At 26.1% G+C, this 11229-nt stretch carries 10 protein-coding genes; 7 read left to right on the top strand and 3 right to left on the bottom strand.

Annotated features, from left to right (window positions below; genetic code table 11):
* Positions 1–475: 475 nt before the first annotated feature.
* The 3 genes from icmH to tssJ are packed head-to-tail and all read right to left on the bottom strand — an operon-like array spanning position 476 to position 3099.
* A complete protein-coding gene (icmH, locus tag AJ936_RS01655) occupies positions 476–1249 on the bottom strand; it encodes a type IVB secretion system protein IcmH/DotU (protein WP_002881837.1) in 774 nt (257 codons plus the stop codon).
* A complete protein-coding gene (tssK, locus tag AJ936_RS01650) occupies positions 1246–2643 on the bottom strand; it encodes a type VI secretion system baseplate subunit TssK (protein WP_002779660.1) in 1398 nt (465 codons plus the stop codon). The genes icmH and tssK overlap by 4 nt, the downstream gene beginning before the upstream one ends.
* 9 nt (positions 2644–2652) lie before the next feature.
* Positions 2653–3099 carry a type VI secretion system lipoprotein TssJ gene (gene tssJ / locus AJ936_RS01645; RefSeq protein ID WP_002779659.1) on the bottom strand — a complete coding sequence of 149 codons (447 nt, stop codon included), beginning with the start codon at positions 3097–3099 and terminating at the stop codon, positions 2653–2655.
* Positions 3100–3224: 125 nt separating this feature from the next.
* Between tssJ and AJ936_RS01640 the strand changes: the two genes are divergently transcribed.
* The 7 genes from AJ936_RS01640 to vgrG all read left to right on the top strand — a co-directional run.
* On the top strand, positions 3225–4472 hold the full coding sequence (locus tag AJ936_RS01640) for a type VI secretion system domain-containing protein (protein WP_044779648.1): 1248 nt from the start codon (positions 3225–3227) through the stop codon (positions 4470–4472).
* A gap of 68 nt (positions 4473–4540) precedes the next feature.
* A complete protein-coding gene (gene tssB / locus AJ936_RS01635) occupies positions 4541–5026 on the top strand; it encodes a type VI secretion system contractile sheath small subunit (RefSeq protein WP_002881833.1) in 486 nt (161 codons plus the stop codon).
* Between the two features lies 1 nt (position 5027).
* Positions 5028–6482, top strand: a complete 1455-nt coding sequence (gene tssC / locus AJ936_RS01630) for a type VI secretion system contractile sheath large subunit (protein ID WP_002881832.1) — start codon at positions 5028–5030, stop codon at positions 6480–6482.
* A 2-nt stretch (positions 6483–6484) separates the two neighbouring features.
* A complete protein-coding gene (gene tssE / locus AJ936_RS01625; RefSeq protein WP_002881831.1) occupies positions 6485–6877 on the top strand; it encodes a type VI secretion system baseplate subunit TssE in 393 nt (130 codons plus the stop codon).
* Positions 6874–8595, top strand: coding sequence for a type VI secretion system baseplate subunit TssF (tssF, locus tag AJ936_RS01620; protein WP_002881830.1), 1722 nt, complete (start codon positions 6874–6876; stop codon positions 8593–8595). The genes tssE and tssF overlap by 4 nt, the downstream gene beginning before the upstream one ends.
* Positions 8592–9494, top strand: a complete 903-nt coding sequence (gene tssG / locus AJ936_RS01615; RefSeq protein WP_002881829.1) for a type VI secretion system baseplate subunit TssG — start codon at positions 8592–8594, stop codon at positions 9492–9494. Before tssF ends, tssG begins: the two co-directional genes overlap by 4 nt.
* Positions 9495–9629: 135 nt before the next feature.
* Positions 9630–11229, top strand: a 1600-nt coding sequence (vgrG, locus tag AJ936_RS01610; protein WP_141080070.1) for a type VI secretion system tip protein VgrG, incomplete at its 3' end; no start/stop codon positions are given.

Below are 11229 nucleotides of genomic sequence, written 5' to 3'. Positions count from 1 at the left end.
CAAAATACCCTAGAATCTTATTATACTTTAGGAAGTTCATTTAACTTACACATATTCCTAAATTGCCAATAACTAGGCTCTAAATAATAAGAATAAGGAGTATAATAAAAGATAATTAAGCCTATACTTCCAAGAAAGACTAAAAACTTTGAAACGCTTTTTGTAGATTTAAAGATGATTTTATAAATAAATTTTAATATAAGATAAGAAAGAATAGTAGAAATTATAATAAGAAGTAATATATATGTCATGGGTTATCTCCTTAGATTCTCTATTTTATTAAAATTAAGATGTAATTTTGTGGTTTAGTGTTAGCAGTATAACTTTTTCTTTATCATTAAAATAATAGAGCTTGTTTTTTCATATATTTTTATCCTTTTATAGGTTTTGCATTTGATTTTTATTCTAGCTGTAAAATAATTTTTATTTAATTTTACTCATAACAAATAAATTGATATTTAAAAATTTAGTATATTTATTCTATATGTGTTAAATTTTTTATCAATACGGATATATTATTATCCACTTTAAGATTATTGGTTTCTAAATTGAAAATTGCATAGCTTAATACTCCTAATATAATCAATGCTGGCACAACGATAATAAGTTTTTTAAAATACAATCTTATAAATTTTTGCCAAATATTTTCTTTCAAACCAGTTTTATATGCTTTATTAAAAGCTAACTCTTCTTCTATCTTATAAACCGGTTTTAAAGATGTGGCAATATTATTGCAAAAATGAATTATTTTTTCATCTCTATCCTTAGTCTCATTATATTTTCCTTTATAACCAAGAATCAAACAAGCATAGATAAATTCCAAAAAATCTTTAAACTTAAAAGGGTTATTAATCCAAGATGATGCAATATCATAAAAATTATTTCCACCTAAAGTTTCATCAAATAACCTTACAGTTAGAGTATTGTGAGCCCAAAAATTAATAAAAAGTTCATTTTTCATTAAGCTTTCATCTATAAAGACACAAAGACAATATTTAAATTTAATAATTTCTTTTTCATCATATTCTTTACATATACTTAATTTAGCGGTTATATCTAAAATTTTATTAATCAATGTTTCTCTAAGTTGATTAATACTACTTGTATCCATAGAGCTTATTTTTGAAAGTCTATAAGAAAGCAAAAGCAACTCCAAAGAATAATCAATAATTTTATTGTTTTTTAAACCATCAAAATCTGAATCAAGAAGTAAGCTTAATGCCTTTTTTTCTTCATTTATTTCTTTCATTGAAATACCGCCCACATTATAATATCAGGGTTTTTTATATTGTTGGTCAAGTACATACTAATGATACTTTCATTTTTAAAATCTTTAAACAGTTGATCTCTTTTATCTAATTTATAATAAACATAACCATTTAAATAAGGAATGCTAGATGGAACATTAGGTACTTGATCTACATTTAAGCCCTCAAGCTGAGTTGCGACTATATTTTTAATTTTACTTTGAGTATGTATCTTGCTTTGAATTTTAAAATTATTAAGTAGATATTCTGTAGTAACATCTGCACGAATTGCGAAATAAATTTCACTTTCTTCTAAAATTCCCGAATTATCAAAAATAAAATCATAAAAACCGTTGCCGTTAATACTAGTCTTAGCTATAAAATATTTAGGGCTTGTGATTTTAGAAAATAACAATCTTAGATTATTCATCATATTTAAAAAAGTATTATAAAGATTATCGTGTTTATAAGGAATAAAATCTAAAAAAGATTCTTCGTTGCTAAAAGCTGCAAGCTCTCCTTGAAATTCTAAAAATTTTTCGTATAAAAATTCAGGATGTATTTTATCTTTTTTTGATAGATGTGAAAATATTAAATACCATTTTTTTAAAAGATTAAGGGATAAAAAAGTGCTAAAATCCAATGTATTTTTTGTTTGATCGATTCCTTTAAAAACATTAGATAGAACTTTTTTATGTTGATTGATTGAAAAAATAATTTCTTCCAAAAAGGATCTTATGGTAGATATTTTGCTGATATTTAAGCAAGTGGGTATAAAATCACTTTCTAATTCAATTTTTTTATTGATATCAATATTTTTAATTTTTGCAATTGGTAATTCAAGTTCATCAGGAGTTGAATTACCTAAAATGCCAAGTTTTAATCTTAAACTAGCAAGAAGTAAATCTTTTTTCTCTTGTGTAAAAGTCAGATTTTCAAGTTCGTACTCATCTTCAATTTTGTCCATTACATTAGATTTTGAATCATCATAATTTCTTAAAGCAATACTATTTCTAAGACATATAAACTTTGAATTTGGAAAAGTATTTCTTAAAGATAAATCAGCAATATCAGTAACTCCGATAGGAATTTTTAATACCACAACTGAATCAATTAAAGATTCATAATTGATTTCAATAGGCTCAGGCAACAAATCTTGCTCAGGTGCATTAAAAATGCTTCCATCTTGTGCGATACCTGAAATTTTAGAAAGTGCAATTTTTCCTTGCAATAACATCTCTTGAGAAAATTCCAAGTCTATTATTCCATATAAATTACTATATATATTTATAGTTTTAAGATCTATATTTCTATTAAAAAATCTTTCTTGCTGCTCAAAATGGGTTTGTCCAATATTAAGTCCATCAAACCAAGCAACTTTTAATTTATTTGCCATATATTATTCCTATTTAATTCTTTTGATACCTTCTTTGGATATTTCAAATTTTAAATACTTATTCTTCCCAAACCCATTTGCATCTTCGGTCTTTGCCCATATTTTTGTTGTTTTTTTTGTATTATTTGCAAATAATACAAGAATGCCTACATAAGGAACCTCTTCTTCATCTACTTTAACCGCGATAATATTGTCTTTAGGTGCAATTTGCGTTTTAATAGAATCAAGTTTATCCTTGCCTAGTACCCCCTCTTCTCTAGTAGCCAAATCTATATCACTTGCTTCTTCAAATTTTTTAATATCCTTAAGTTGATATACAATAGCCGTAACAGGAACATCATCATGTCTATTATTAAGATTGGAATTCTCTACATTATTTATCTTAACACTAACAACACTTGAGCAAGCGCAAAAGAATAGTGGCAATAAAAAAAATAAACTTTTTTTACAAAACATGAAACTAAAGTATCCTTTCTATCTTAGAATATATAATTTATGATTAATTGAGTAAATTTTTTAAAAAATTAACATAATATTTTTTAAAATTTAATTATAATGAGGCAAATTTTTGGAGGAATTAAATGTATTTTTGTGATCAATTGAAAAATAATTTAGATGAACTACAAGAATTTCAGTTACTTGAAGATGAGATGTCAAAATATAAGACTTTAAACCATGAAAATATTTCTTGGGATAAAGTTTATCAATATTCTCAGTTTATATTATTAAATCATTCTTTAGATTTTAAAATTTGCAACTATTTTCTTTTATCGTGTTTTAATTTAAACAATGAAGAATGCTTTGAAAAGCTTTTGCTTCTTTTTCAACATTTAAAAAAACTTATAGATGAAAATAATGCTTATATATTAGCTCAAAAGCGAAAAATTCAAATTTTTATTCAAAATTTTATTCAAGAATACAATAAAACAAAAGTGCTTATATCATCTGAGATTGTTAATCAATTTATTACTTTATTTTCCGAATTTGAAAATTTGCTATCTTGCAATTTTGCAAAAATTGAAATTGCTCAAGTTGCACCACAACTTCCAAAATCTCCTGTAGCTCAAGTATCTGTAAACATTAGAAGCGATAATATTAACTCTTTAAACGAGAGAGAATATAAAAATTTTTATCAAAAACTTGCATTTGAACTTTTGGAAGAGGATGAAAATAATCTCAATATCTACGCTTTATTCACCCAAGCAATGTGGGGGAAAATCAGGTGTTTGCCTGAATGTAATAATGAAAAAATTACTAAAATAAGAAAACCTGATGCAGATATAATTCGTATATTGCTTTCTGATAAAGAAAATGATATAGAACATATTAAATGTTTTATGCATGAACTTATTTTAAATCCTTTTTGGATAGAGGGTGTACAACTCTTTTGTGATTTTTTAGAAAAAAAGAAAAAAAATAAACAATTAGACATTCTTATAATATTAACAAGTGATTTTATTTCTAAATTTGATACTATTGAACTTCTCCGTTTTCAAAATGGTGATTTTATCTGCAAAGAAGAAGTTTATAAATATTTTGTTAAATCCAAAGAAAATAAAAAAAGTTTTTTTTCAAGTAAAAAAACTGACAAAGAACATACATTACAAGATTTTGAGCAAATGCTGATGAATATTGATAAAGAAAATTTTAATAATTCTATTATGAATAATATTAATTCCTTGCTAGATATGGTAAAAATTTTTGAATCAAAAGGAATGAAAAAGAACTCTAAAATTTTAAATATATACTTAGTAGAGTTAATGGAAAAAACTCTACTAAAAGATTATCTAGCCGAAGAATATGAAAACGCAAAAAATAAAATTAAATGATGCAAGATTAAATTTAGCAAATTTTAATATAATAATTAAGCTAAAATTTTTATTTTTAAGGATTTAAAATGTCAGATGGATCTCATGCTCCAAAGGAACGAATTAATATTACATATAAAGCTAAAACTAATGGACAAAATGAGGATGTGGAGCTGCCGTTAAAATTAATGGTAATGGCAAATTTAAAAGGAAAAAACGAAACCCCCTTAGAGGAAAGAGAAATTTTGCAAATTAACAAGATCAATTTTGATCAAGTTATGAGAAAACTCAATATAACAACGAGTTTTAGCGTAAAAAATACTCTTGGAACAGGAGCTGAAGAGCTTGATGTTAAGCTCAATATTGCTAGCATGAAGGATTTTTCTCCAGATAGCTTAGCTAAACAAATACCTGAGTTAAACAAATTATTGCAACTAAGAGAAGCTTTAATGGCTTTAAAAGGTCCTATGGGTAATATTCCTGATTTTAGAAAAGCTGTTTTAGAAGCGTTAAAAAATGAAAAAACTAAAGAAAAGTTACTTTTAGAAATTAAACAAGAAGAGCAAGGAAATTAAAATGGCAAATACCAAAGTAATTGATACGCCAATTATTGAACAAATTATGGAGAAAAGCAAATACTCTAAAACTGATGAAAGTTATAGTATTGCCAAAAGAGGTGTTGCTGAATTTATTTCAGAAATTGTAAAAAGTGATAATGCCGAAGAAAAAATCAATAAATTTGCACTTGATGAAATGATAGCCCATATTGACCATTTACTCTCAAAACAAATGGATGAAGTTTTACATAATGAAGAATTTCAAAAACTTGAATCTACTTGGCGTGGACTTAGATTTCTAGTTGAAAGAACTGATTTTAATGAAAATATAAAAATCGACCTATTTGATATAAGAAAAGAAGAAGCTTTAGAGGATTTTGAAAACAATCCAGATATAACACAAAGCGTTGTTTATAAAAATATATATTCTTCAGAATATGGACAATTTGGAGGAGAGCCTGTAGGAGCAATCATTGGAGATTATCAACTTGGATCAGCAAGTCCTGATATGACTTTTTTAAATAAAATGGCTAGTATTGCGGCTATGAGTCATTCTCCCTTTTTAACATCTTTTGGACCAAAATTTTTTGGGCTTGATGATTATTCTGAACTTGCAAATATTCAAGATTTGCAAGGTTTGCTAGAAGGTCCTCAATATACAAGGTGGAGAACTTTTAGAGAAAATGAAGACTCTAAATATACAGGCTTACTAGTGACAAGATTTTTAGCAAGAAGCCCTTATGATCCTGAAGAAAACCCTATTAAAAGCTTTAACTATAAAGAAAATGTTCATGCTTCGCATAATCATTTATTGTGGGCTAATTCTTCGTATACTTTTTGTACAAGATTGACAGAAAGCTTTGCTAAGTATAGATGGTGTGGAAATATTATAGGACCAAAAAGTGGAGGGACTGTTAAGGATCTGCCTACTTATCTTTATGAAAATTTTGGAACTATACAATCAAAAATACCTACAGAAGTTTTGATTACAGATAGGAGAGAGTATGAACTTGCAGAAGCAGGTTTTATAACTTTAACATTAAGAAGAGATAGTAATAATGCAGCATTTTTTTCAGCAAATTCTCCGTTAAAACCAAAATTATTTCAAAATACCCCAGAAGGTAAAGAAGCTGAAACAAATTACAGATTAGGAACTCAACTTCCATATATCTTTTTAATTTCAAGATTGGCGCACTATTTAAAGGTTTTACAACGAGAAGAAATAGGGAGCTGGAAAGAAAGAAGCGATATTGAAAATGGACTTAATGAATGGATTAGACAATATATTTCCGATCAAGAAAATCCACCTTCTGAAGTGAGAAGTCGTCGTCCATTTAGAGCAGCACAAGTGAAAGTTAGTGATATACCAGGAGAGCCAGGATGGTATAAAATAGGGCTAAGTGTCCGACCTCATTTTAAATATATGGGCGGTAATTTTGAACTTTCTTTAGTAGGAAAATTAGATAAAGAATAATAATGTCCTTGCTAGATAAACTGATCCATAATTTAGATGAGCAAAACATTCATATTCCATTCTATCAAAATGATTTTGAGGATGTAAAGAATAATATAAAAGTTTTGCTCAACTCTAAGATTAATGACTGTTATACCGCGAAAGATTTAGGGATGCCAAATATGACTGACATTAATCTTAGTTCTAGCGAATTATGCATATCAATGGCTAAGGAAATAAGAAAGTTAATTGATAGTTATGAAAAAAGAATACGAGTTGTTTCTATTACTTATGATAATAATTTAAGTCCTTGGCAACTTTCTTTTATTGTAAAATGTTTTTTTCAAGAGGATCGTTTTAAGGAATTTAGTATAGAAATTATTTTTAAAAATAATAGATATTGTGAGGTTAAATGAAAGATAATATCTTTTATTATCAAAAAGAGCTTGAATATCTATATGAAACTAGGGAACATTTTGTAAAAAATTATCCAAAACTAGCTCCATTTTTAGCTTACAATAGCAAAGATCCCGATGTAGAAAGAATTATTGAAAATTTAGCCATCCTAAGTTCTAAAATTCACCAAGAACTTGATGAAAATATCCCGCATATTGCAGAATCTTTAATCAATATAGTTTCTCCAAACTATACAAATCCCATACCCTCATTATGTATGCAAGAATTTAAACTTGAACAAAATAGCAAAGAAAATAAACTTACTATTCCAAAAGGAACCGTTGTTAAATCAAAACCTATAGATAAATGCATTTGTGAATTTAAAACTGTTTATGATGTCTATCTTTACCCTATTTCGATAAATGAGGTTTTTGCATCAAGTAAAAACCAAGACTATACTTTTAATTTAAAATTACAAATAGATAAAGCAGAAACAAAAATAAGTGATTTGGGCTTAGAAAAAATTAATTTATATTTAGGTAACGATACTTACATGTCTACTACTTTATTATTATATATACATTCTTATTTGAAAGAATTAAAAATTCAATGTTTGGAAACTGATGAAGAATTTTTTCTTAATACTTACGATATTGAAAAAATAGGATTAAATCCAGATGAAAGTAGTTTATCTTATAATGATTTAGGCTTTGAAGCTTTTTCTTTGTTAAGGGAATATTTTTTTATGCCCCATAAATTTAATTTTCTAAGAATTAATAACTTAGATATTTTAAATAATTGCCAAGGAAGAACAATTAATATTGAATTTAAATTCTCTAAACCATTTCCTGCAAATTGCATATTTAGAAAAGAATTGTTTTCTTTAAGTATGACGCCTATTATCAATATCTTTGCAAAAAGCGCAGAACCTCTTATAAATAATCATAAAAAAGATAGTTATCGAATTTTTGTTGATAGAAGCCAACCTAAAGCTTATGAGATTATACAAACATTGCAAGTTAAAGCACACAATAGCGAAGGGGGTAAAAGATTATTAAAAAACTATAAGAGTTTTGAACGTTTTGAATTTTTAAAAGATAATCAAAAAGACTTTTATAGCATAAATACTAAAAAGAATTCTAAAGGAGAAGTATTTAGCGAAATTTCCTTTTTCTCCTCTTATTTAATGGATGAAACTATAAGCATTGATCTTTTATGCTCCAATGGAGATCTGCCTTCAAGATTAAAAATAGGAGATATTAATAATTGTAATTTAAAAGGTGTTGATACTAAAAATATCGAAATTCCAAGTGAAGCGAGAAGATGCAGCGTTGATGGCAATTTATTGTGGAAACTTGTTTCTGTATTATCTTTTTCTTATCAAACCATATTAAGTAGAAAAGCTTTTTTTGGTGTATTAGAAAGCTATAGTTTTTTAGATAATCAGTTAAATTGGAAATCTTATGAACTTTTAAAAGAATCTATAGTTGATATTCAAAGCAAAAGCACTTATCTAATTGATGAAAATATTACAAAAAAAGGGACCTTAGCTATTTTTAGTATTAAGGATTCTAAGTTTTATACTTTAGGTGAAGTCTATTTACTAGGATTAGTTATATCCAAATTTTTAGCATCTTTTGCTAGCATTAATTCCTTTTGTGAATTAAAGATAAAATGTCTTGATTCAAAAGAAATTCTGCATTATCCTGCTTCTTTTGGAAAAAAAGCTTTAATATGAATGATCCAACTTCATATAGTTTTTTTAAACTTATAAGAAAGCTAGAAAAAAATTATGGGAAAAAAAATATATTTTTAAGAACCAATAAAAGTTTAAAGCATCCAAATAAAGATTTAGAAAAAATTATTTTTTCAGATCAATCATTTATAGAATTATTTGTAAATTTTATGGGCTTACATGGAGTTTCCTCACAACTTCCTTCATTTATGTTAGATAAATTATCCAGAAATGAAGATGGAGAACAAGGTTGGACTTTATTTTTTGATTTTTTTAATCACTATTTACTTTGGATATTTTTCGATGTTATTGGCTTAAAAAATTATCCAAGATCTTTTAATGATAATTTTAAAGACTCTATTTCTCAAATTTTATTTAATATATTAGGAATTAAAGAATACGATATTGCAAAAAAATATTTACCATTTGCACCTTTATTATTGAGCTTAAGACGTCCAAAAACATATATAGAAAGAGTTTTGCAAGTTAATTTTAAACTAAAAGACAAATTATCAATCATTGAAAATTTGCCTCACCAAATTTTAATCTCTGATACTCAAAGAAATAAACTGGGCGTAAAAAATCATGCCTTGGGGAGTAATTTCATACTAGGTGATAAATTTACCTCTTATCAAAATAAAATAGCAATTTATATAAAAGATATTTCATATCAAGAAGCGATTAAATTTATGCCCAATGGAACTAAACATGATGATTTAAAAAATAGCATAATGTTTTTAACAAATAATGAATTTTGTGTTGATTTATATCTTAAAATCAACTATTCTTCAGAAATGAAGTTTGTGTTAGGAGAAGAAAATACCGCCAAACTTGGCTGGGCAAAAATCTTAGGAAACACGCAAAAAAAATTCACCATAGTATATATGAAACTTTATGAATAAATATTCATAATCATAAAACACACTCAAATTTACCCCAACTATGCTACAATATTTACAAACAAATATAAATAAAAATTTAATCACACTTATAAGCTTTGTATTTGATAAATCTTATTACCACATTAAGGAGAAAAAATGGCCTCAAATTCCTTTATGAGTCTTAATATATCAAATTCTACTTCAAATCCCCTACCCTTTAAAATCACTAAAGCCATTATCAAAGAAAGTCTTGAAGAACTTTTTTCTATAGAATGTGAAGGTTTTTTTGAAAGTTTAGATGAAAGCTTATTTAATCTAAGTCAAGATTTTAATTTTCATCCTAATGTTTTAATCGATCAAGAAGCTATTTTAAGTATCCATAATCCTTATGAGAATAATACCTTAAACTTTGATAACAATGAAGTAATAAACTATAAGGGAATTATCACTTATATAAAATATCTAGGTATTAATCATGAAAGTGCTTTAAATATTAATGATAGCGCTTCAAATACTAAGCAAATAAAATACAAGCATTTTTTTTCTTTTAAGCTTCAATCAGTCTTGATAAGACTTTCTTTAAATAAAGCCAATCGTATTTATACTCATACTAATATTATAGAAGTGATTAAACAAACCCTTGGTTTTTATCAAGATATCTTACATAAAGAAATTGATTATTCTAATATACATTTTAATTATGAAGAACAAGAACTCATCTCTCAATACAATGAAAGTGATTTAGACTTTATTGCAAGATTAAGCCATAATAATGGAATCTTTTTTTATGAAGATGAGAACACTATTTATTTTTGTGATGTATATAAAAATGTAAAAAATAAAGAAATTGAGTATAATCCTAATATTAATAATATTTTAAATCAAGCTTGTATTTCTTCTATTTATAAAGAACAAAGCTTAAGAACTAATTCTTTTACACATTCTAGTATCAATGCCAATACTCCTTTAAATCTTTTATCTTTACATTCTAATAAAGTTCCTTATGAACAAGAACTTAATAACAAAGCTTATTATAATGAACATTTTTATGAGAGTGAATATTCTTTTACAAAAAGCATTGATTTAAAGACTAAGCCTTCTCTTAAAGAAAAAAGAGCCTTAGTATTAAATGAAAGCTTACTAGCAAAAAGTAATATTTATCATCTTAGTTTAGGAGATTTTATCACTTTAAATTATAAGGAGTTTAATCATCAAGAAGAAATAAAAAATCAAGATGAAGAAAAACAAGATAAAGCTTCTTTGCTTAAAGACTTTATTATTATTGCTAATACTCAAATCTTAATTGATGATGCCATCTTAGCTAATTCTATTAATACTAATGATCATTTAAATTTAAAAGATTTAAATTTAAGTAAATCTTATTCCAATACTTTAACTTTATTAAAAAAGAATATTATCTTTACTCCAAGTTTTAAAGCTAAACCTAAAGCTCCTAATAGCACTCAAGGTATTGTTATAGGAGAGAGTAAGGATATAGAAAGTGAGAGAAATACTATTTATACTGATGAGCATGGAAGGGTTAAGGTAAGGATTAATCTTTATGCCAATCAAGAAGAATTAGATGAAAAAGAAAGTTTATATCATCACACTCCTTTTTTAAGAGTAGCTTCAAGTATAGCAAGTAATCATTCAGGTTTTTATCATACTCCAAGAATTGGAGATGAAGTGATTATTTCTTTTTTAGATGATGATATAGATAAGCCTTATGTAAGTGGAAGTTTGTATAATGGGACTA

The organism is Campylobacter sp. BCW_6877 (assembly GCF_001762445.1).
Classification (GTDB): domain Bacteria; phylum Campylobacterota; class Campylobacteria; order Campylobacterales; family Campylobacteraceae; genus Campylobacter_D; species Campylobacter_D jejuni.
This window is presented reverse-complemented; position numbering and strand designations above follow the sequence as displayed.

Excerpts from the sequence above, each read along its gene's own strand:
- tssB (WP_002881833.1), top strand. The coding sequence starts at position 4,541 with ATGTCAGATGGATCTCATGCTCCAAAGGAACGAATTAATATTACATAT.
- tssF (WP_002881830.1), top strand. The coding sequence starts at position 6,874 with ATGAAAGATAATATCTTTTATTATCAAAAAGAGCTTGAATATCTATAT.
- icmH (WP_002881837.1), bottom strand. The coding sequence starts at position 1,249 with ATGAAAGAAATAAATGAAGAAAAAAAGGCATTAAGCTTACTTCTTGAT.
- tssG (WP_002881829.1), top strand. The coding sequence starts at position 8,592 with ATGAATGATCCAACTTCATATAGTTTTTTTAAACTTATAAGAAAGCTA.
- tssK (WP_002779660.1), bottom strand. The coding sequence starts at position 2,643 with ATGGCAAATAAATTAAAAGTTGCTTGGTTTGATGGACTTAATATTGGA.
- AJ936_RS01640 (WP_044779648.1), top strand. The coding sequence starts at position 3,225 with ATGTATTTTTGTGATCAATTGAAAAATAATTTAGATGAACTACAAGAA.
- tssJ (WP_002779659.1), bottom strand. The coding sequence starts at position 3,099 with ATGTTTTGTAAAAAAAGTTTATTTTTTTTATTGCCACTATTCTTTTGC.
- tssC (WP_002881832.1), top strand. The coding sequence starts at position 5,028 with ATGGCAAATACCAAAGTAATTGATACGCCAATTATTGAACAAATTATG.
- tssE (WP_002881831.1), top strand. The coding sequence starts at position 6,485 with ATGTCCTTGCTAGATAAACTGATCCATAATTTAGATGAGCAAAACATT.